The sequence below is a fragment of the Nonlabens sp. genome, from assembly GCF_018401815.1.
GTDB lineage: Bacteria > Bacteroidota > Bacteroidia > Flavobacteriales > Flavobacteriaceae > Nonlabens.
Map to the genome: position 1 here is coordinate 126133 of NZ_JAGYKG010000001.1, position 21894 is coordinate 148026.

Here is a 21894-nt window from a genome sequence, read left to right on the forward strand (position 1 = left end):
TCTATAGCCGTGTAAATAATAACAATGTGGTGACTAAGGTGGTAAATACCGAAATGATTGTGGTGAAAGAAGCCAATCCAGTAGTTCCGGTTCCCACAGCTTTTTGAGGCAAAGGACTCACGACTATCATGTCATTGGGTTGTATGTAATAATAAGGCGAGTATACCACATCTATAGTCGTCAAATCCAATTCATGCGTACGTACCCCATCTGGGTAGTGCCGCACTATTTTAACCGCAGTTAAATCTCCGGTAATGGGTACCCCACCACCATCTGCAATGGCTTCTATAATACTCACCTGGTCTCTATAGATGATTTTCTGTCCAGTACCCCCTACTTCTCCCACCATAGTATACCGCAGTCCATCCAATTTTACAGTTACAAAAAGATTGGCATTTTCCTTAAAATACTCGTTAATCAATCTTTTTTCTATCAGCTCACGCAGTTCTTCTACCGTCATTCCCAAGGCTTTTATTTTACCCAATTGGGGGATGCGTATGTCTCCGTGTTGGTCTAGAGAATATCCAGTAAGGTATAAGCTTCCATTTTGTCCAATGCTGCCTTCACCTACTATATTGAACATCTTGACCAAGTCGGGATCCAAAGGTGCTTTTATTTGAATAGAAAGAACGTCATTGATTTGCAACCTATACGGGGGTGACATCCTTCTGATGCTGATTAAAGAATCATTTAAGGTCGTTTTGGATTCCTGTAAATAAGTGATTTTACGAGTAGGTACACAAGAACTAGCGATCAATACCATAAAAATCACATATAGACCTAACAGGTTTCTCATGTATAGAAAAAATAGAAGATAAAACAAGTTGCAAATATAGAATTATTGCTGATTAAAAAAATTTTAACTGAATTAATTTACATTTAATCGTTACCAATTAATTTAATTTCGTTAATTCTTTTCTCTTTAGACATATTAATAATACCTAATAATTACAACCTAATCAATTACCCGTCAAGTCCAAATACACGTATTAACAACTGTATATCAGTATATTAATATAAATTTTAACTCCTTATTGACTTATTACACTTTATAAAACGCCTTTATTAAATGTTATTTATCGATTTAAATAGTTATTCGTCTTGATTTATCCGATTAAATCCATTTAGGAAGTATTTGTTCAAATTTTAACTTACTAAAATCAATGGATCGATCTAATTCATGATCCTATTAACTCATCCTCTTTGAGCTTGTAATAGAGATACTAATGCAATCCAAACAACCAGTCCTTATTCGATCATTATTTTTGCTACTTCTACCAAGTTGCCTAAAATTTATTGAAAGTACGTCACCTCAACTCTTACCACACTTCCATTCAGTTAGCAAATTACTTCCATCTATAGTCTCGGTTCAGCTTCTATTGGTGTTGAGTTAAATTTTCAAAGCTTTTGCAATCGCCGATTTACATAGCCAAAAAAGCCATGTCAACAAAACCACCAATAACAAATAAATTAGTAAGGAAGTGAGCTGTTTTTGACGCCTTTGAAAATGTAGGAGCAACTATTCTTCAAGGCACGCTAAATGTTGCCTCTATTCCAAAATTACTCGGAACAAAAATATTCGAAAAAAAATAGCGCCCTTTTCATAAGAGCCTCTGTAATGACTGCTCTGGAAGGCTTGGTGATAACTTCAATAGCTTCTCTAAAAAAACATATGCAACAAGAAAAGAAGTCGCATTGATGTGCTAGATACTGTTTTTGACTGTAGGTCAGTTTTTTAGATCCCCTTATTACCTCACTATAAAAAATGGATGGTACAAATCTTCTTTATTGTATTGTAAAGGCAGGTTTGTTTCTGCATTCAAGACCTGCAATCCTACTGCTTCACATAGCGCTTGCCCTGCGGCTATGTCCCACTCCATGGTAGGACCAAAACGAGGGTAAACCTCGCAAACTCCTGAGGCAACCAAGCAAAACTTTAAGGAGCTGCCTATAGTTTCAATAACTACTTCTCGATGGCTTTCTTTTTTCAAGTTTTCAATAAAGGCCAGTGTGGCCTCATTCATATGGGACTTACTCCCCACAATTTTGAGCAATTCCTCACTTTTATGGGGTAGCAAGGGCACTGATTTTTCCAGCAGTTCTTCAATTTCAGGCAATTCATCTTTGTAATCGTATCTATAAGCTGCCGTCATGGTACTATTGGTAAAATACAACCCACCTGTAACTGGAACGTAAATAATCCCCATTTGCAACTTACCTTCCACTAGTAAGGCAATGTTTACGGTAAACTCTCCATTTCTATTGAGGAATTCTTTAGTGCCGTCCAGCGGGTCAATGATCCAGCATTCTTCCCAGTTTTTGCGGGCTGTATAGGCTACATTTTTAATTTCCTCGCTGATAATAGGTATCCCGGTCAACTCCAGTTGCTCCATTAAAATAGCGTTAGAAGCCAGATCAGCTTGAGTAAGTGGAGACTCGTCAGCCTTTGTTTCCGACTCTATGTGGTCTTGATGGTAGACTTCTAAAATAGCTTCTCCAGCCGCAATTGCCGCTTGTATACAGTGATATAAGAGATCTTGATGTACCATAGTTAAAAAAAGTTATAGTCGTAAAAATACCAAAGATTTATCCGAGAGCGATCAACACCTGATCGTTTTCTATCGGGTCTGGGATGATCTTGTTCTCGCTTTCGCGAAAGCGAAACCATTACCAGTAAAAGAACCCATAAAAAGTTGAAATAGCTTGTGATACTGACGTAATATTGCATTTCTTAATTAAGACCGATTGCCATGAATTACATCACCGTAGAAAACGTTACCAGAGCCTTTGCAGATAAAGTGCTTTTTAAAGACCTTTCCATTGGAATCAATCAAGGACAGAAGATAGGTTTTGTAGCAAAAAACGGGTATGGAAAATCGTCCTTGCTCAACATCATCACCCGTGCCGAAGAGCCGGATAGTGGAAATGTATCCTATAGAACAGGTTTAAGAATGGCCTTCTTATCTCAAGAACCTGATCTGAATCCCAACATGACGATAGAAGAAGTGATTCTAGATAGTGATGTACCTACCATGAAAATCATCGCCGATTATGAGCACTCCATGGCCAACCCCGACGATGCCGACATGATGCAAAAGGCACTAGACGCGATGGATGCGGCAAATGCATGGGATTTTGAAACTAAATACCGACAGATCCTCTCCAAACTGCGACTGGATGACCTGACCCAAAAGGTAGGTAACCTCAGTGGTGGACAGAAGAAGCGTATCGCTATGGCCATGGCATTGCTGTCCGACCCGCAGTTGTTGATCATGGATGAGCCTACCAACCACCTGGACCTGGAAATGATTGAGTGGTTAGAAGCCTATTTTAAACAAGAAGATTATACCATTCTTATGGTGACTCACGACCGTTATTTCTTAGATCGAGTGTGTAATGAAATTATAGAACTGGACCAAGGACAACTGTATACCTATAAAGGGAATTATTCTTACTATGTAGAGAAAAAACAGGAACGCCTGGAAGTAGAACAGACCAATCAAGAAAAAGCGCAACAACTCTTTAAAAAGGAGCTGACCTGGATGCGTCGCCAGCCCAAAGCAAGACGTACCAAATCCAAGTCTCGAATAGAAGATTTTTACCAAATTAAAGAAGCCGCTAGCAATAGACGTAAAGATCATCAAGTAGAACTAGAGATCAATATGGAACGCCTAGGAACTAAGGTGGTAGAATTGCATAAGATCAGTAAATCCTTTGGCGAAAACCATTTGATTAAAGACTTTTCTTATAACTTTCTACGTGGAGAGCGTCTTGGGATTATCGGTAAAAATGGAACTGGAAAATCTACTTTTTTAAACATGATTACCGGTGCCTTAGAAGCAGATGCCGGAAAAGTGGTGATAGGAGAAACTGTAAAAATCGGTTACTACACGCAAAACGGGATGGAAACAAAACCTGGGCAAAAAGTCATCGATGTAGTCAAACAATACGGTGAATACATCCCCTTGAACAAAGGAAAAATCATCAGTGCCAGCCAACTATTGGAACGTTTTCTTTTTGACAACAAGAAGAAACACGACTTTGTAGAGAAGCTGAGTGGTGGTGAGAAAAAGAGGTTGTACTTGTGTACGGTTCTGATTCAAAATCCCAACTTCTTAATACTGGATGAACCTACAAACGACTTGGATATTCCTACCTTGAACGTCCTGGAAAATTTCTTAATGGATTTCCCTGGTTGTATTATTGTAGTGAGTCACGACCGTTATTTTATGGACAAGATCGTCGATCATTTATTTGTCTTTAATCAGTCGGGGAACATTACTGACTTCCCTGGGAACTATAGTGACTTTAGAGCTTATGTAGGAAACACAGACCTGGCTTTAGACAAAGACACCGAAGAAGCGGCAGCGGCTTTAGCAGTAGCTCCAAAAGCCATCGCAGCGCCAAAAGCTGATCCTACTTCAGGACCTACAAGAGAACAACAAAAAATGCTTTCTAGAATGGAAAACAAAATCAAGCAACTGGAAGAGCAAAAGAAAAAGCTTCAAGATAGCTTTTTAGACCCCGAGATACATCCTGATCAAATGACTGAAAACGCTATTCAGTTAGAAAAAATAAAATCACAACAAGAAGAAGCTGAAATGGAATGGCTGGAACTGAGTGAGCAGATTGCTGCTGATTAGTTTAGAGTTATAGTGGACAGGCATTGACCATGAATTGAAAATTTCTGGTTGGGAATGGCTTTTTTGAATACCATAAACATCGCGTCCAACCCTTTTGGTTCTAGATCTCGGCAAAGCCGAGACTGCGAACCTGTTTTCCCTTCCGCTGAAGGGAAAGGCTGGTGTAGTGCGATTTATATACTTTTAGAAAGGCAGGATCAGATGCTGCTTTTTATGGCAATGGTCAAGCAATTAAAAAAGCATTTGTACGTCTATCGAGCCTGTATGTTCCCAAAATTAAAAGCTTTCCCCTTATAAGATAAGGGGAACATTTCATTCGTGTACGAATGAAATAAGGGGTTTCGCGGTGCTAGAATCTATCTCAAGGGCTTTTCTTCTTCACTGTATCTCGTATCCATTCAAAAATATGCTCCAGATTCTCAAAGACCATTTTATTCTCGAACCTAAGAATCGTAAAACCCAGTTCCTCTAAATCTTGATCTCGTCGCTCATCTTGATCTCTTGCTTCCGGATGATTGTGAATTTCTCCATCTAGCTCAATAATTAAACCTATAGATGCACAATAAAAATCCACAATATAATTACGAATAGAATGCTGTCTTTGAAAACGCAAACCGTCCAATTGTTTTGATTTGAGGTGAGACCACAAATACTTTTCTGCCGGAGTGCTATTGTTACGCAGTTTTCTTCGGTAGTATTCTAAAGACTTTTTGGTATGGATTCGTTTTTTATTCAAGTAAGGAAGATAATAAAAAGCATTTAAACATCTAACAACCTAGTAGTTGCATCAAATTAAAAGCTTCCCCCTTATAAATCTTACTTCCGACAAGCGACCAAAGAAGCGAGAGGAATGCAGGTTTCATTCGTGTACGAATGAAATAAGGGGTTTTAAGGTGCTGGAAGTTTTCTATATATCTAGCTGTGCTCGCAATTCCAACATCGCGTCCCACCCTTTTGGTTCTAGATCTCGGCAAAGCCGAGACTGCGAACCTGTTTTCCCTTCCGCTGAAGGGAAAGGCTGGTGTAGTGCGATTTATATACTTTTAGAAAGGCAGGATCAGATGCTGCTTTTTATGGCAATGGTCAAGCAATTAAAAAAGCATTTGTACGTCTATCGAGCCTGTATGTTCCCAAAATTAAAAGCTTTCCCCTTATAAGATAAGGGGAACATTTCATTCGTGTACGAATGAAATAAGGGGTTTCGCGGTGCTAGAATCTATCTCAAGGGCTTTTCTTCTTCACTGTATCTCGTATCCATTCAAAAATATGCTCCAGATTCTCAAAGACCATTTTATTCTCGAACCTAAGAATCGTAAAACCCAGTTCCTCTAAATCTTGATCTCGTCGCTCATCTTGATCTCTTGCTTCCGGATGATTGTGAATTTCTCCATCTAGCTCAATAATTAAACCTATAGATGCACAATAAAAATCCACAATATAATTACGAATAGAATGCTGTCTTTGAAAACGCAAACCGTCCAATTGTTTTGATTTGAGGTGAGACCACAAATACTTTTCTGCCGGAGTGCTATTGTTACGCAGTTTTCTTCGGTAGTATTCTAAAGACTTTTTGGTATGGATTCGTTTTTTATTCAAGTAAGGAAGATAATAAAAAGCATTTAAACATCTAACAACCTAGTAGTTGCATCAAATTAAAAGCTTCCCCCTTATAAATCTTACTTCCGACAAGCGACCAAAGAAGCGAGAGGAATGCAGGTTTCATTCGTGTACGAATGAAATAAGGGGTTTTAAGGTGCTGGAAGTTTTCTATATATCTAGCTGTGCTCGCAATTCCAACATCGCGTCCCACCCTTTTGGTTCTAGATCTCGGCAAAGCCGAGACTGCGAACCTGTTTTCCCTTCCGCTGAAGGGAAAGGCTGGTGTAGTGCGATTTATATACTTTTAGAAAGGCAGGATCAGATGCTGCTTTTTATGGCAATGGTCAAGCAATTAAAAAAGCATTTGTACGTCTATCGAGCCTGTATGTTCCCAAAATTAAAAGCTTTCCCCTTATAAGATAAGGGGAACATTTCATTCGTGTACGAATGAAATAAGGGGTTTCGCGGTGCTAGAATCTATCTCAAGGGCTTTTCTTCTTCACTGTATCTCGTATCCATTCAAAAATATGCTCCAGATTCTCAAAGACCATTTTATTCTCGAACCTAAGAATCGTAAAACCCAGTTCCTCTAAATCTTGATCTCGTCGCTCATCTTGATCTCTTGCTTCCGGATGATTGTGAATTTCTCCATCTAGCTCAATAATTAAACCTATAGATGCACAATAAAAATCCACAATATAATTACGAATAGAATGCTGTCTTTGAAAACGCAAACCGTCCAATTGTTTTGATTTGAGGTGAGACCACAAATACTTTTCTGCCGGAGTGCTATTGTTACGCAGTTTTCTTCGGTAGTATTCTAAAGACTTTTTGGTATGGATTCGTTTTTTATTCAAGTAAGGAAGATAATAAAAAGCATTTAAACATCTAACAACCTAGTAGTTGCATCAAATTAAAAGCTTCCCCCTTATAAATCTTACTTCCGACAAGCGACCAAAGAAGCGAGAGGAATGCAGGTTTCATTCGTGTACGAATGAAATAAGGGGTTTTAAGGTGCTGGAAGTTTTCTATATATCTAGCTGTGCTCGCAATTCCAACATCGCGTCCCACCCTTTTGGTTCTAGATCTCGGCAAAGCCGAGACTGCGAACCTGTTTTCCCTTCCGCTGAAGGGAAAGGCTGGTGTAGTGCGATTTATATACTTTTAGAAAGGCAGGATCAGATGCTGCATCTAGCGGAAATAGTCCGGCAATTAAAAAAGCATTTGTACGTCTAACTATCTAGTAGTTGCATCAAATTAAAAGCTTCCCCCTTATAAATCTTGCATCCGACGAGCGACCAAAGAAGCGAGAGGAATGCACACTGAAAACTGAGACTGAGAACTGAGACTGAAAACTAAAACCTACTTCTCCTCAACAGGCACTGCAAATAAATCAAAATCCTCTGCTTCTGTGATGATAACATTCACAAATGAACCTACCGATATATAGTGTTTGTCTGCATCTATAAGGACCTCGTTATCTACATCTGGGCTGTCAAATTCGGTGCGGCCTACAAAATGATTCCCGCGTTTGCGATCGATCATCACTCTGAATTCCTTTCCTATCTTTTGCTGATTGAGCTCCCAAGAGATTTGAGATTGAATTTCCATGATCTCGTTAGCGCGTTCCTGCTTTACCTCAGCTGGAACATCATCTTCTAGCTTATAAGCATGCGTATTTTCTTCATGCGAATAAGTAAAACATCCCATACGTTCAAAACGCTGGTCAGTTACCCATTGCTTTAAGATTTCAAAATCTTCTTCTGTCTCACCAGGATAGCCTACAATCAATGTGGTACGTATGGCCATTTCTGGAACTAGCGTTCTGAATTTATCTAGAAGTGCATTGGTTTTTTCAAAAGTAGTTCCACGACGCATGGATTTTAATACAGGCGTAGAAATATGTTGTAGCGGTATATCCAGGTAATTGCACACCTTAGGTTCGCTTTTCATGACGTCTAAAACATCCAGCGGAAAACCAGTTGGGAACGCATAATGCATGCGTATCCATTCGATTCCCTCTACTTTTGCCAGCTCGCGCAGCAATTCGGCTAGTCGTCGCTCTTTATACAAATCAAGACCGTAATACGTCAGGTCTTGTGCAATTAAAATCAATTCTTTTACCCCTTTTGCCGCAAGCTTTTCAGCCTCGATAATCAGGTTTTCAATTGGGGTGCTTTTGTGGCCACCACGCATTAATGGGATTGCACAAAACGAACATGGTCGGTCACAACCTTCAGCTATTTTAAAATAGGCGTAATTTTTTGGTGTGGTCGTTACTCGTTCCCCTATCAGCTCGTGCTTGTAATCGGCACCTAATGCTTTAAGAAGTGATGGCAATTCTGTGGTTCCAAAATACTGATCCACATCTGGAATTTCTTTTTGAAGATCTGGCTTGTAACGCTCCGATAGACAACCGGATACAAATACCTGATCCACCTCGCCTCTTTGCTTACGTTCTACAAAATCAAGAATGGTGTTCACAGACTCTTCCTTGGCATTATCAATAAAACCACAGGTATTGATCACTACAATATTTCCCTCTTCTTCATGTACCACATCTTTACCGCTGGCCTTCAATTGGCCCATCAGCACTTCACTATCATACACATTCTTAGAACAACCTAAAGTAATTACGTTGATCCTGTTCTTTTTTCTTGTTTTTGTTCTCATAAGCGGCTACAAATTTACGACTTAGGCGTGGTTTATTGCTGATTTTAACAGGCTTTCTATTTTCTTGAGAAAATGTAAGTTGATCGGGAAACAGCTCCAGGCGAAAGTGGACTTCTCCAAAAGCCTTGTCGGCAGTTTTAAAAACAAGAGCACCCTAAAATCATAGCTGCTAGATGGCTTTAAAACGATACCTAAAGTTTTACAGATAATAAAATAACCGGTCGCAAAAAGATCTAAATAGGCGAGATGACTAATTGTAATTCTACAACTTCCTAAAACTCCTAAAACCCAGCTAGACAGCGTTAACTTTTACTTACTAGATTGATGATCCAAGATTTCCAAATCTCGACACTTAATCAAACATGCCAAGAAAAATACTTGGTATGTTGGTTCCTAAAACTTCCTAAAACTCCTAAAACCCTCTTGAACACCAGCAGTAACTTTTAGAGGTAAATGATTTTCTGCTGGAGGAATAGGACAAGAAAATCTTTCGCTATAAGCACAATAGGGATTGTAGGTGTTATTAAAGTTAAGGGTTAAGCTCTCCTCTAGCGGTGCTCTCAATTCCATATAGCGACCTAATTTATAAGACCCTGCTCCATTGGTCTCATCTGTAAAAAATACTGATAGGTAATTGTAATATTCTGGATCATCTTTTAAACTAGGACTCGATAAAACAAGTAATTTGCATTTCTTACCCTTTAAGGTAACATGCAAATAACCGTATTTTACGAAAGAGGCAATGCGCGTGGTGGAAGTTTCTAACGGTAATTCTTCTGTATTAGGTAGTGGTTCAAATCTGGCTTCCACTACAAATTCTGGATCAAAATCGTAGAAGTTTAAATAGCCAAAATTCTTCTTTTCCCTTTCTGTTAAAACCTTATTCTCTCCAGATTGGTATTCTAAAGAAAGCTTCTTTCGGTAGTCTATAGATTCTTGCTCCTGATCCTGAGCACCTAAGCTAAGGCTAAAAGCGAGTACTAATAAAATAACGATGTTTTTCATCCTATTAAGAAGTAAGACTCCATATCCATAGAGCGATGTCATTGTAATAAAATCTAGCCATTGCAACAACAGCAACTGCAACTGTGGTAATGGACCAAATGTATTTTTTATACACCACACTAGCACCTGTAACTACAAATACTAGCAAGTGTACCACGGCCATAACATACAACGGGTCATAGGCATTTTTAGGTGCCATCGGATTATCTGCTAATGGGTTGGTGAGCAACTGAAAAACTACGGTACACATGTAAAAAGCAGCATAAATGACCACGATCTTAGTGGTTATTTGAAGGCTTCGATCGTTGAATAATGGGGGTCGTTCTTGTTCCAATTCTTTTTTCTTAACTATTTTTAACTCAGTCGCATTACCACCTGATACTTTCCAAAAATCCTAAAGAGATGTATACCTCTATCTGCATCTGAAAAAAAGCCTCTTTAAAAAGCCTGATTAATTGTTATAATTTTTTGGCAACACTCTGTGTTTGGTCCTCTTCTCATAAGCAGCGGCCCAATTAAAAAGCAAGAGGTCTTTTTCCTTAGGCGCGATAAACGTAAGGCCATAGGGTTGTCCTTTGGCAGTATAACCCATAGGAACGGTCATCGCAGGAAAGAAAGCCGCTGCAGCTACACCAGCTGTATAGTTATTGATAGAAACAAAACCATGGAGATCATGCTCCTTTATCAAATTATAAAAGTACTCTTGAGCAGTTGCCGTCATCGCCTCTTTAAATCTCCAAAAATCAGCATCAGAAACAGCAGGCTCGTCCATAATTCCTTGGAAAAGACGCTGCCCATAAGGCATGGCTTTTAAAGAATCCTTTCTGTTCCATTCCATGACTTTAGCAACGTCCCAACCGCGATATGTAGCATTTGCTTGGCTTTCAAAATAAGCAGGCAAGTCCTTTTTCATATCTGCATTGAGCAGTTTTAAGAATCCGTTTAATTGTGGTCTGGTATTGTCTACTTCAATAAGTACGGCTCCAGATTCTTCTAAATCCAGTAAGGCTTTTGCATATAATGGATTTTCTTTAAAAGAAGTCCATACGGCAAAGCGAACTCCTTTTAAACTAGCGGTTTCAAAATTATTAGAACCATATTCGTCGATCACTTCATAAGGCGCACCTAATGCTTGTGCTAGAATGGCATTGTCCATTACGTTTTTGGTCATGGGTCCGGCGGTATCTAAATAACTGGAAATAGGCACAATTCCAACACCGCTAAAAGTTCCAGTAGTAGGTTTATAACCTACCACACTATTTTGAGAAGACGGAGATAGAATAGAACCAGAAGTCTCTGATCCAATAGCAGCTACAGCAAAATTTGCTGCGACACTAACACCACTTCCACTGCTGGAACCGCCGGTATCTATAGTTCTTCTTCCATAAGGATTTAAGGTCTGTCCACCTACTGCGCTGTAACCACTCGGACAATCGCCACAAAAGAAATAAGCCCATTCACTTAAGTTGGTTTTTCCTAAAATAACCGCTCCTTCTTGTCTTAGTTTATTGACGATTTGAGCATTTTGAGCAGTGGTGTTGTTGATCAATACGGCCGCACCAGAAGTGGTAGGCATGTCTTTAGTATTTATATTATCTTTTAATAAAATAGGCATTCCTTTGATAGAATAATAAGCGAGTTCCTCCCCATTTTTCTTGGCATAGGCCAAATCTTGATCGGCAGCATCAGCTTGTTTTAAGGCATTGGGATTGATCGCAATCACAGCGTTCAAAGATTTGGGATTCTCTCTGTCGTAGGTATAAATTCTTTTCAAGTAGAAAAGAGTCAGGTCTCGGTAGGAAAATTGCCCACTAGCAATGGCTTCTTTAATTTCCGGAATACTCTTTTCAAGAATAAGGCCTTTAAGCTTATCGCTTTCGCGAAAGCTTACCACTTCATCTAACAAATCACCAAAAATCTGATCCTTATCTAAATAGTTAGAATCCAATACTTTGAATTCTCTAATATCAGTAGTTGCAAGTTGTACTGACGTATCTGAAGACTTGCAAGCTAAAAATAGCAACGGCAAGAAAAGTAGCAATTTTTTCATGAAATAAGTTTGCCTAAAAATAAAACTCTTAGGCTTAAAATAAACTATTTAAAAGCATTTTATATACTGCGGAAAGAAAAACACAAAAGACCCTTGCACTGCTGGAATAAAGGCTCCAAATCATTTCTTAAAGCTAGAAAAACAAAATAAACTCCAGTAAGGGCTTCTTTTCTATACGGCAACTGAAAAACTTCTTATAATGGAGGACTTCCTGATTCTAATTAAAAAAGCTGTCCACAAACTCTACTTTATTAAATACTTGAAGATCTTCCAAGCCTTCTCCTACCCCTATATAACGCACTGGAATTTGGAACTGGTCAGAAATACCAATCACCACACCACCTTTTGCAGTGCCGTCTAACTTGGTAACGGCAAGACTTGTTACTTCGGTAGTTGCGGTAAATTGCTTTGCTTGTTCAAAGGCATTTTGACCTGTAGAACCATCGAGTACCAACATCACATCGTGGGGAGCGTTAGGAATGATTTTTTGCATCACGCGCTTTACTTTAGAAAGCTCGTTCATCAAGTTGACTTTATTGTGTAAACGTCCGGCGGTATCGATAAGAACGACATCTGCATTTTGTGCGACAGCACTTTGTAAGGTGTCGTAAGCGACACTTGCAGGGTCACTTCCCATAGCTTGCTTTACAATCTCTACACCTACTCGTTGTGCCCAAATATCCAATTGTTCTACTGCAGCGGCTCTAAAAGTATCCCCTGCTCCTAAAACAACTTTCTTACCCGCTTTTTTAAGTTGGTATGCTAATTTACCAATGGTAGTGGTCTTTCCTACTCCATTAACTCCTACAATCATGATGACATAAGGACCATCGGTTTCTGGAATGGTAAATTCTGTAGCATCACCTTGATTCACCTTACTCATCAATCCCGCAATTTCTTCGCGTAAGATTTGGTTCAATTCGGAAGTACCTAGGTATTTGTCTTTTGCTACACGAGCTTCTATGCGATCAATGATCTTTACCGTTGTTGCAACCCCTACATCGCTAGAGATCAATACATCTTCTAGATCATCAAGTAGCTCAGCATCTACAGTAGATTTACCTGCTACAGCTTTTCCCAGTTTGTCAAAAAAGCTGGATTTAGTGTGCTCCAGTCCTTTGTCTAGTGTTTCTTTTTTCTCTTTAGAAAATATGTTTTTGAAAAAACTCATGGCTTATTTAGAATGAGTACAAAAATAAGAAAGTTAAGGCCAATAATGACTATAGTTGTGATGAAAGAACATCAGGACGGTTTCCAGAAAATTAGACATAGAGGTCCTACATGGCGGTTCTCTGAGATAGTTTGGCCACAATGGTTACCTACTGACGAAAGCACACCTGCTGCACGGTATATTGTACTTATGCATCAAACAGCCTAGCCGCATTGAAAAATATTCCTTCGTGATTAGGAGAATGGGAGAGCAAAAGTGATTCGGAAGGTCCCCCTATATAAGTTTATAAGGCTGTGGTTCTTGTGATACCGCCCTTCTAAAAAGTGGAATCCTGAGATAGTTCCAAAACAAAAAACCGTCCTATTTTCATAGGACGGTTTGGAACATTTAATTAACCAACTTATTTCTTATTCAAGAAATCGTTTACTAAATCTGGCGCCATAATAGCACTTACAAATGTATAAGCGCCTGTTTTAGGAGACTTTACCATTTTGATTGCTTTCGTTAATCTTACATTTCCCGTTTGTAGGGATGCGATTGATTTCTTTGCCATGTCTTACTTATTTAATTTCTTTATGAACCGTCATACGCTTCAAGACCGGATTGAACTTCTTGAGCTCAAGACGATCTGGCGTGTTTTTCTTATTCTTTGTAGTGATGTAACGAGACATCCCAGCCATACCAGACTCCTTGTGTTCTGTACACTGAAGAATCACTTGTATTCTATTTCCTTTACTTTTTGCCATCTTATGTACTTTTTAAAAATTACTTAGTAAGAAAACCCTTAGTACGAGCCTCTTTAATTACTTGAGTAATTCCTTTCTTATTGATGTTTTTTATTGCTCTAGCAGATACTTTAAGGGTAACCCACTTATCTTCTTCCGGTAGATAGAATTTCTTCTTGAAAAGATTTACGTTAAATCTACGTTTAGTCTTATTCATAGCGAAGGAAACATTATTTCCAGTCATCGCTGATTTTCCAGTAAGTTCACAAACTCGAGACATGATTATTGTTATTTAAAATCGGAATGCAAAATAACGATATTTAATTCGATCTCACAAGTCTAAATTAGCTGCTTTTTTAATAATTCTTTTTGAAGCAATTCAAATGACTTATTTACGGTCTTTTGAATCACTCGTTCTCGATGATTCCCCATCATAAATTTCAACGCAAAACTCTCTTTTTCCGAAGCTATACCAATAAAAACCGTTCCTACGTCGGCATCGCTATCTCCTGTTGACGGACCTGCATTCCCCGTAGTAGCAACTGCATAATCTGAATTAAATAGTTTTTTTACGGCTAAAGCCATCGCCTCAGCCACTTCAGCGCTTACTACAGAATGTTGCTCAATGAGCAAAGGATCAATACCCAAAACGGCCACTTTTGATGCTGTTGCATAAGTGATCGTACTTCCTTTAAAGAACTTTGAGGCTCCTGGAATTTCTGTAATTAAGTTGGCTATTTTTCCTCCCGTACAACTTTCTGCGGTGGCTAGCGTTTTATGTTGCTGTGTAAATAAACGACTCACTTGGTCTACCAAGTGCTCTTCATTGCTTTCTCCGACAATAATATCTTCTATAATCAGGTAAAGTGTTTTGATTTGTTCAGCTACTTCTTTTTCAAGAAGCAATTTATTTACTCCAACAGTTGACAAACGCAGCCTGACCGTTCCTAAACTTGGCAAATAAGCCAGTTTAATATGCGCTGGAAGTGCCTCTTCCCACTGCGCAATTCGGGTAGCGATGGTACTTTCTCCTTGACCAGCGGTTAAAATTGTCCGATGATGTATATGAGGTAATCCAGGAAGTTTTTGAATTCTAGGCAACACCTCACTCTTCATGATTTCTTTCATTTCAAAAGGAACGCCTGGCATGGAAACAAAAACTACAGCACTGCGCTCCAACCACATTCCTGGAGCTGTTCCAAAATTATTTTTAAGGATCACTGCTTTGGATGGCACCATAGCTTGAGCTGTATTCATAGACACCATAGGATCTTTAATGTACTTGGCAAATAATTGAGTCACATGATCCAATACTTCTTCATCAAGTACCAATTCATCATTTAAATATTCACAAATAGCAGATTTAGTAATGTCGTCTTTTGTAGGCCCTAATCCACCTGTGATCAGCACGAAATCTGATTGTGATTCCGCTTTCGCGAAAGCGGATAATATATGATCCCTATTGTCGCTTATAGAGATGATCTCGTGCACATGGACACCTATTTTATTGAGCTCTTGTGCCATCCAAGCAGAATTGGTATCCACAATCTGACCTATAAGTATTTCATCCCCTATCGTAATTATGGTCGCTTTCATTTAAAAATCTCTTTTAAGCTGAATCAACGTTTCTTGTAGTTCTTGAGATAAGTGCTTAAAATCTGCACTTATATCTTTTAGTGCAGCACTTTTTGCCCATTTCTCCAGCACTAATGCATTATGGTACCCGCTTAACCCAAACATTTCTAGAGACGGTCTTATCTTATGAGCATAGCGTTGCACATTTTCTCGATCTTTTTCTGTTACCGCTAATTCTAAACGATCCAGATCAACAGTCATTTCTTGAATAAAAATGCCTACCATTAATTTTATGAAATCGGGGTCATTATCAGATAGTTCGATGATCTGCGATAAATCGTAAGTTACTTTTTTCATTTAACTCTTATTTCAAAGAGCTCTTTGCCATGAAGCACGCCTTTTAGAACATCATTTTCTGATACTTTAGAAACTCCAGCAGGTGTTCCTGTGTAAATCAAGTCTCCTATTTTAAGGGTGAAGTATTGGGAAACATAAGCGATGATCTCATCTATCTTCCACAACATACATGTGGTGTTCCCGTCTTGTTGTAAGACGCCATTTTTAAACAACTGAAATTCAAGATTATCCAATTCTGGGAGCTCACTTTTATTAATAAAGTCTCGGGAAATCACTGCGGCCCCATCAAAGGCTTTGGCCTTTTCCCAAGGCAATCCTTTTTGTTTGAGTTGTTGTTGAACATCTCTAGCTGTAAAATCGATACCAAGACCTATCTCTTCGTAATATTTATGGGCAAACTTCTCATCGATGTGTTTACCGATGCGGTTGATCTTTACGACTACTTCCACTTCATGGTGCACCTCGTTAGTCCATGGCGGAATAAAAAAAGGCTGTTGGTGCAAAACTAGGGCTGTATCTGGCTTTAGAAAAACTACAGGCTCTTCAGGTCGCTGGTTTGCTAGCTCCTCTATATGATCGGTATAATTCCTGCCTATGCAAATAATTTTCATAGTCTATCTACTGTAATTAGGAGCTTCTTTAGTGATGGTCACATCATGCGGATGACTTTCCATCATTCCAGCAGCAGTAATTTTTATAAAACGACCTGTTGCTTTTAATGTTTCAATATCCTTTGCACCACAATAGCCCATTCCTGCCCGCAACCCACCTAAGAACTGCGTCATGCTTTCTACCAAATCCCCTTTGTAAGGTACGCGACCTACGATTCCTTCTGGAACTAATTTTTTAATATCGTCTTCTACATCTTGGAAATAACGGTCTTTAGAACCGTGTTGCATGGCTTCCACAGAACCCATTCCTCTATACGATTTAAATTTACGACCGTCATATATAATGGTTTCTCCTGGAGATTCTGTTGTACCTGCTAGCATAGAACCTAGCATAACACAATCTGCTCCAGCGGCAATAGCTTTAGGTATATCTCCCGTATAACGTATTCCGCCGTCTGCAATTACGGGAACTCCAGTTCCTTTTAAAGCATGAGCCGCTTCCATAATGGCACTTAATTGTGGAAAGCCTACTCCAGCAACTATACGAGTCGTACAAATAGATCCTGGACCTATTCCCACTTTTACAGCATCTGCTCCAGCGTCAGCTAGGTATTTTGCAGCCTCAGCAGTAGCAACATTTCCTACCACTACTTCTAGATCTGGAAAACTTGCTTTTACTAGTTTTAACACATCTACCACGCCTTTGGTATGACCATGAGCAGTATCTATAACTACCGCATCTACTCCTGCAGCAACTAGCGCACGAGCTCTTTCTACCGCATCACCAGTAACCCCTATAGCGGCCGCTACACGCAGGCGACCGTATTGATCTTTGTTTGCGTTAGGCTGCAGGGTTAACTTTGTAATATCTCTAAAGGTAATTAATCCTTCCAGTTTGCCCTCGTCGTCGACAACGAGCAGTTTTTCAATCTTGTGTTGTTGGAGAATAATCTCAGCCTGTTGCAAGGAGGTTCCTGTTTTTGCTGTTACCAAATCTTTTGAAGTCATTACCTCCGTTACTGATCTTGAATCGTCTTTTTCAAAACGCAAATCGCGATTGGTAATGATGCCTTTGATGTACCCCTCAGCATCAATAATAGGAATACCACCTATACTGTGCTCTCTCATACTGGCCTTAGCATCTCCTATAGTAGCCTTTTCTGTCAAGGTTACTGGATCGATAATCATACCACTTTCTGCACGTTTTACACGACGTACTTTTTGAGCTTGAGCCTCAATGGTCATGTTTTTATGAAGAATACCTATACCCCCTTCTTGCGCCATAGCAATTGCCATACGACTTTCAGTAACGGTATCCATTGCTGCCGAAATTACGGGAGCATTGAGTGTTATATTTCTGGTAAATTTAGATTTGATACTTACTTCTCTAGGAAGTACCTCGCTGTAAGCAGGTACTAGAAGTACATCGTCGTAGGTTAACCCTTCGCCTAAAAACTTGGATTCGTGAGAGATCATGCAATAAAATTTTATTGCATGCAAAGATACCTATTTAATTCTTGTGTTGGATTTTTTATGATTCTTAATTAGTTATCAATTGTTTCTCGCAGAAATAACCAGCTTTCTTAACTTTGCATAAAGGGAGTATCATCGATATTATGTGTCTTAAACAATTAACTTCAAGCGAAATAACTATTTTTTTAATGATTTTTGATGAGGCTTAAGCAACTAGTGATACAATTATAATCATAAGAATAAGACTACAATTAAAGCAGCTGCATTTTAATAATATCTCACAAAAAGTAGTTGAATCCATTATTTGTAAACGTTCTCAACTATCTCTCGAGCTGACCCCTAACCGCAATAAGACCTCTACCTGGCCAGTGAATTAACATTGCTTCAGTTAAGAAAGAATTAAAGGATTACAAAAATTGATACCGTAAATGAACTCTTAAAAAAAGATCAGTGAAGCACCTTAGAGTGGGCATTCAATGAGTCAATCCTAAAGATATTCAAGCCGATGACGAGCAAATATTTAAAATTTTATCCTAGACTGTATGAAATTCCTTGTTTAATAAGAGACCTGTGACCTGAATAGCACGTTTTGGATGCTATAGTGTATTACAGCATCTTGAGGCCCCTCTTATTCAACACAATTGAAGTACACTTACCATTTATATACAATCACCTCATCACCATCTAAAGTAGCCAGGTATCGATTCTTAGATTGGGCTATAGCACTTTTAGTTGTTCCATAAACTGGTAAGGAAGAAAGGATGTCACCTTTCCTATCCATGATATACACCTTGTTTTCTCCTGTTTCAATAAGATGAATAAAATCACCGCTGGAAAGACGAGTAACTTGAGCTGGCAAGTAAGTCCCATAAGGTAATGTTACATCATACCCATTGATACTTAGCTCGTTGTTATTTTGAATCAATAGCATTCTTGAATTAGCCACTAAGGCATCAACACTTTGGTACGCATCGTTATAAGTCAAGATTCCCAATACGGGATCCAACTGCATCAATTTACCGTCTTCAGTTAAGGCTAAGACTCTGTTTTTATTTAAAAATAAGGATGTTTTAAGCGTTGGCTTTTCTTTAACAGTGGTGCGTGTAGAACCCGTTCTACTCAATAATGCTATAGAATTGTCCGCTTTCGCGAAAGCGATATAATCCTTTATTCCTACCCTAAAGTGTTGCGGCTGGCTGGTGATCTTATTTGATTTTTTGTAAGAAAACCCACTCACTTTTTTCCCTTCTATGTCCAGCATGATCAACGCATCGCCTTGAGTGACTAAAAAACGGTATTCACGGCGGCCATCATAATCAAAGACGCTTAAAGGTTGTGTAATCGCATCTTTAAACTGTTGCGGATAGGCGTTCACATCTTTACCATTTCTATCTAGAAAATATACGGACTTGTCAGTAGTAAAAGCCATTTGTTTGCGACCATTTTTATAGGCGTCTGTCACTTCTATTTCTCCAAGAATAGGCCCATCTAATTTTTTACTCCACCATTTTTTTCCAACTTCAGAAAGTAAATGTAGGGTGAAGTCCTCGTCTTGAAAAGCTACATCATGTCTTTTACTCAAATGATTGGGAAATAAAAATGGCCCTGAAATGATCTTTTTAGGTGAATTATACGAGGCTATTTGACTGATTTTCATTTGATTACTTTTACCCACTGCATAAGGAACCATTAAGTGGTAATGCGCGTATTCCTTTTCATGAACATACTGACTAATCATTACAGGGAAGTCATTTTCATCGAGTTGTTGAATCAACTTCAGATCATCTTGATCACTGTCTTTTGCCACCTCTTTAAACTCTTTGTTACTGGTGATTTTAAGAAGGCTGCTGCTATTGCTCAAGGTTTGTCTCACATCCTCCCACCAAGGTTGCTCTGATAAAAACGTTTTGTTTTGGTAATTTGAGATCAACTCTTCTGCTGCACTAACTGTAGGGGAACAAATAAAGTATTGATCAAGAACGGTGACAAATTGGTACTCTTTGGCTTGCACTAAAGGTCGTATCGCATGAGTCTTTATAGGATTCGTCAATTCATAAATCAGGTGATCCCGGTACGTCGACATAGCGACAGAAAGACTGTCTAGATTCATGAAAATGGCTTCGTATGGTTTTAGCGTAAATACCAATGCATTTGTTTTCTCCAGTTTTACCTCACTCATTTCTTGGGTATTCTCTAAAATTGCCATCAACTGGCTCCCCACTTTTACCTCATTACTGTGGTATCTTTTCAAGTTGTCAATAAGTTGGGAAGGGTTTTGGTAAGTAACCGATTTTAAACTTCTAAAACTTAAAGGCACAATGTCTTGAATATGATTTTCAGCTGTATCTAGGTTGTTGTACAAGTCGTGATCCATTTTTAGACTGTCCTGATACGTGATAATGCCATCCAATTGAAAATAAGGACCTCCACTACGAGCCTCTAGTTGATACCACTCGGCATGGTTTCCATTGTCACTGATGTTTTTACCTAAAAGGAATTGCTCCAACCACTTCTTTTCTGTTGCTTTAACGTAAAAAGAGCTGCCACTTTTAGTTCGGTTATAGATATTTTGAAACCCATCGTCAAAAACATAATCAGAGATATCCCTTCTTACAATGCTTTCTAATACCAACAAGGAAGAACTCGCTAGGTGCACTCCTTTGTGATTTACTGAATAATAACTGCGCTTATCAATTTCCTTTTTAATGATTTTTGCGTCGTTATATATAATTTCAGAAGTAGTTGAAGTAGTATCTATAGTCTTTTTTAAGGGAGAAGTAATGAGTGTAATGACCACTTCATTTTTACCTTCTATACTCAATGCAAGCAAAGACTCCTCTTTTGTATCGTAATTTTTAAGAAAAGAACTGGCTTCCTTTATTTCTTTAATGCGCGAAAGCGCTGATAATTTATTCAACAATTCATTACCGCTAAAAAACTGATTCAAATCTTCTAAATTATCTGTATGAACAATAATCTTAGCATCGGTAGGAATGCGGTTGATCAAATCTTTGTTGATTTGATTATTCTCCTGACAAGATATACAGGTAAGTACTAAGATAATAAGAGCAATACTATTGCGCATGGAAGTCAATTTAATTAATACAAAAGTAAATAGGATGATCCTTCAAAACGTTAGAAATGCGAACAACTTATAAAGCTAATATCAACTAATCTGAGAGTAATTTAAAAGTCATGCGATGATAAGGAGTTGTACCGTGTTTTCTTATCGCATCTCGGTGTTTCTTAGTAGGGTAACCTTGATTTTTTTCCCAGCTGTACTCTGGATGTTCCTGTGCAATACGCGCCATAAAATCATCTCTATAGGTTTTTGCAAGAACTGAAGCCGCTGCGATGTGTAAATACATTCCATCTCCTTTTATCACCGTAGTTGCAGGTATTTCTCCATAAGGATGGAACTTATTACCATCAACAGCAATATGCTCTGGACGTATGGTTAATCCGTCTATAGCCTGATGCATGGCAAGAATACTGGCTTGTAAAATATTGATCTCATCTATCTTTTCCATCATCACATGCGACACATGGTAATCCAGTGCTTGCTCTTCGATCAAGGTCCTAAGCTCGTACCTGCGCTTTCGCGAAAGCTTTTTACTATCGTCTAATAAAGCTGATTTAAAATCCAGCGGTAAAATGACCGCAGCAGCAGTTACTGGCCCACAAAGACAGCCTCGTCCCGCCTCATCTGTACCGCATTCTATTATTCCGTGATGTATTTGATTTAAAAGCATTTTCAAAAATACATCATAGCAACAATTTAAAATCGGTTCTATCAAGATACCATTAATTAACATCACTTGAGGCACCTTCACTGGTATCTTTTTTTTTCTTGGCAGTTGCTAATGGCGCTTTCCCAAGCGGTCTCTATGAAAAGTATTCACCGATACGGGCATCAAAAAACCAACTTCGCTTCTTATTCGTCCTTTTATGATTAAAATAGGTATTACTTTTGAACTCTGTTTGCCGTGATGTTTATGAAACGACTTTTCTT

At 38.7% G+C, this 21894-nt stretch carries 20 protein-coding genes; 1 reads left to right on the top strand and 19 read right to left on the bottom strand.

The window, feature by feature from the left end:
- Position 1: 1 nt before the first annotated feature.
- Both KG732_RS00615 and cysQ read right to left on the bottom strand, forming a co-directional pair.
- Positions 2-796 carry a polysaccharide biosynthesis/export family protein gene (locus KG732_RS00615; RefSeq protein WP_213520215.1) on the bottom strand — a complete coding sequence of 265 codons (795 nt, stop codon included), beginning with the start codon at positions 794-796 and terminating at the stop codon, positions 2-4.
- Positions 797-1748: 952 nt separating this feature from the next.
- A complete protein-coding gene (cysQ, locus tag KG732_RS00620; protein ID WP_213520217.1) occupies positions 1749-2549 on the bottom strand; it encodes a 3'(2'),5'-bisphosphate nucleotidase CysQ in 801 nt (266 codons plus the stop codon).
- 201 nt (positions 2550-2750) lie between these two features.
- Between cysQ and KG732_RS00625 the strand changes: the two genes are divergently transcribed.
- Positions 2751-4643, top strand: a complete 1893-nt coding sequence (locus KG732_RS00625; protein ID WP_213520219.1) for an ABC-F family ATP-binding cassette domain-containing protein — start codon at positions 2751-2753, stop codon at positions 4641-4643.
- 361 nt (positions 4644-5004) lie between these two features.
- Here the strand turns inward: KG732_RS00625 and KG732_RS00630 are convergent, their stop codons facing one another.
- From KG732_RS00630 to KG732_RS00710, 17 genes are all read right to left on the bottom strand, one after another.
- Positions 5005-5379: an endonuclease domain-containing protein gene (locus KG732_RS00630; protein WP_213520221.1), complete on the bottom strand. Its 375-nt coding sequence runs from the start codon at positions 5377-5379 to the stop codon at positions 5005-5007.
- A 485-nt stretch (positions 5380-5864) separates the two neighbouring features.
- Entirely contained in the window at positions 5865-6239 is a 375-nt protein-coding gene (locus tag KG732_RS00635) for an endonuclease domain-containing protein (protein WP_213520221.1), read from the bottom strand.
- A gap of 485 nt (positions 6240-6724) precedes the next feature.
- Positions 6725-7099 carry an endonuclease domain-containing protein gene (locus tag KG732_RS00640; RefSeq protein WP_213520221.1) on the bottom strand — a complete coding sequence of 125 codons (375 nt, stop codon included), beginning with the start codon at positions 7097-7099 and terminating at the stop codon, positions 6725-6727.
- A gap of 505 nt (positions 7100-7604) precedes the next feature.
- Positions 7605-8915, bottom strand: coding sequence for a 30S ribosomal protein S12 methylthiotransferase RimO (rimO, locus tag KG732_RS00645; RefSeq protein WP_213520223.1), 1311 nt, complete (start codon positions 8913-8915; stop codon positions 7605-7607).
- Between the two features lie 393 nt (positions 8916-9308).
- Positions 9309-9920 (bottom strand): DUF1684 domain-containing protein, encoded by a 612-nt coding sequence (locus KG732_RS00650; RefSeq protein ID WP_213520225.1) that lies wholly within the window; start codon positions 9918-9920, stop codon positions 9309-9311.
- A gap of 4 nt (positions 9921-9924) precedes the next feature.
- Complete coding sequence (locus KG732_RS00655; protein ID WP_213520227.1) at positions 9925-10254, bottom strand: hypothetical protein; 330 nt, start codon at positions 10252-10254, stop codon at positions 9925-9927.
- A 117-nt stretch (positions 10255-10371) separates the two neighbouring features.
- Positions 10372-11970 carry an amidase family protein gene (locus tag KG732_RS00660; RefSeq protein WP_213520229.1) on the bottom strand — a complete coding sequence of 533 codons (1599 nt, stop codon included), beginning with the start codon at positions 11968-11970 and terminating at the stop codon, positions 10372-10374.
- 217 nt (positions 11971-12187) lie between these two features.
- Entirely contained in the window at positions 12188-13141 is a 954-nt protein-coding gene (ftsY, locus tag KG732_RS00665; RefSeq protein WP_213520231.1) for a signal recognition particle-docking protein FtsY, read from the bottom strand.
- A gap of 400 nt (positions 13142-13541) precedes the next feature.
- Positions 13542-13694 (bottom strand): DUF4295 domain-containing protein, encoded by a 153-nt coding sequence (locus KG732_RS00670; RefSeq protein WP_101012092.1) that lies wholly within the window; start codon positions 13692-13694, stop codon positions 13542-13544.
- A gap of 7 nt (positions 13695-13701) precedes the next feature.
- Positions 13702-13887: a 50S ribosomal protein L33 gene (gene rpmG / locus KG732_RS00675; RefSeq protein WP_213520233.1), complete on the bottom strand. Its 186-nt coding sequence runs from the start codon at positions 13885-13887 to the stop codon at positions 13702-13704.
- Between the two features lie 19 nt (positions 13888-13906).
- Positions 13907-14146 (bottom strand): 50S ribosomal protein L28, encoded by a 240-nt coding sequence (gene rpmB / locus KG732_RS00680; protein WP_213520235.1) that lies wholly within the window; start codon positions 14144-14146, stop codon positions 13907-13909.
- A 59-nt stretch (positions 14147-14205) separates the two neighbouring features.
- Positions 14206-15462: a CinA family nicotinamide mononucleotide deamidase-related protein gene (locus KG732_RS00685; protein ID WP_213520237.1), complete on the bottom strand. Its 1257-nt coding sequence runs from the start codon at positions 15460-15462 to the stop codon at positions 14206-14208.
- The gene (locus KG732_RS00690) at positions 15463-15798 is read right to left on the bottom strand and encodes an Hpt domain-containing protein (RefSeq protein ID WP_213520239.1); all 336 of its coding nucleotides are present in this window, start codon (positions 15796-15798) and stop codon (positions 15463-15465) included. It lies immediately after the preceding gene.
- Positions 15795-16409, bottom strand: a complete 615-nt coding sequence (locus KG732_RS00695) for a fumarylacetoacetate hydrolase family protein (RefSeq protein WP_213520241.1) — start codon at positions 16407-16409, stop codon at positions 15795-15797. The genes KG732_RS00690 and KG732_RS00695 overlap by 4 nt, the downstream gene beginning before the upstream one ends.
- A gap of 3 nt (positions 16410-16412) precedes the next feature.
- Entirely contained in the window at positions 16413-17885 is a 1473-nt protein-coding gene (gene guaB, locus KG732_RS00700) for an IMP dehydrogenase (RefSeq protein WP_213520243.1), read from the bottom strand.
- Positions 17886-18534: 649 nt separating this feature from the next.
- Positions 18535-20967: a hypothetical protein gene (locus KG732_RS00705; RefSeq protein WP_213520245.1), complete on the bottom strand. Its 2433-nt coding sequence runs from the start codon at positions 20965-20967 to the stop codon at positions 18535-18537.
- An 85-nt stretch (positions 20968-21052) separates the two neighbouring features.
- Positions 21053-21634: a ribonuclease HII gene (locus KG732_RS00710; protein ID WP_213521164.1), complete on the bottom strand. Its 582-nt coding sequence runs from the start codon at positions 21632-21634 to the stop codon at positions 21053-21055.
- Positions 21635-21894: the final 260 nt, after the last annotated feature.

Coding starts and splice junctions, on each gene's coding strand:
- cysQ (WP_213520217.1), bottom strand. CDS start 2,549: ATGGTACATCAAGATCTCTTATATCACTGTATACAAGCGGCAATTGCG.
- KG732_RS00695 (WP_213520241.1), bottom strand. CDS start 16,409: ATGAAAATTATTTGCATAGGCAGGAATTATACCGATCATATAGAGGAG.
- rpmB (WP_213520235.1), bottom strand. CDS start 14,146: ATGTCTCGAGTTTGTGAACTTACTGGAAAATCAGCGATGACTGGAAAT.
- rimO (WP_213520223.1), bottom strand. CDS start 8,915: ATGAGAACAAAAACAAGAAAAAAGAACAGGATCAACGTAATTACTTTA.
- guaB (WP_213520243.1), bottom strand. CDS start 17,885: ATGATCTCTCACGAATCCAAGTTTTTAGGCGAAGGGTTAACCTACGAC.
- KG732_RS00705 (WP_213520245.1), bottom strand. CDS start 20,967: ATGCGCAATAGTATTGCTCTTATTATCTTAGTACTTACCTGTATATCT.
- KG732_RS00685 (WP_213520237.1), bottom strand. CDS start 15,462: ATGAAAGCGACCATAATTACGATAGGGGATGAAATACTTATAGGTCAG.
- KG732_RS00660 (WP_213520229.1), bottom strand. CDS start 11,970: ATGAAAAAATTGCTACTTTTCTTGCCGTTGCTATTTTTAGCTTGCAAG.
- KG732_RS00615 (WP_213520215.1), bottom strand. CDS start 796: ATGAGAAACCTGTTAGGTCTATATGTGATTTTTATGGTATTGATCGCT.
- KG732_RS00690 (WP_213520239.1), bottom strand. CDS start 15,798: ATGAAAAAAGTAACTTACGATTTATCGCAGATCATCGAACTATCTGAT.
- ftsY (WP_213520231.1), bottom strand. CDS start 13,141: ATGAGTTTTTTCAAAAACATATTTTCTAAAGAGAAAAAAGAAACACTA.
- KG732_RS00650 (WP_213520225.1), bottom strand. CDS start 9,920: ATGAAAAACATCGTTATTTTATTAGTACTCGCTTTTAGCCTTAGCTTA.
- rpmG (WP_213520233.1), bottom strand. CDS start 13,887: ATGGCAAAAAGTAAAGGAAATAGAATACAAGTGATTCTTCAGTGTACA.
- KG732_RS00625 (WP_213520219.1), top strand. CDS start 2,751: ATGAATTACATCACCGTAGAAAACGTTACCAGAGCCTTTGCAGATAAA.
- KG732_RS00710 (WP_213521164.1), bottom strand. CDS start 21,634: ATGCTTTTAAATCAAATACATCACGGAATAATAGAATGCGGTACAGAT.
- KG732_RS00670 (WP_101012092.1), bottom strand. CDS start 13,694: ATGGCAAAGAAATCAATCGCATCCCTACAAACGGGAAATGTAAGATTA.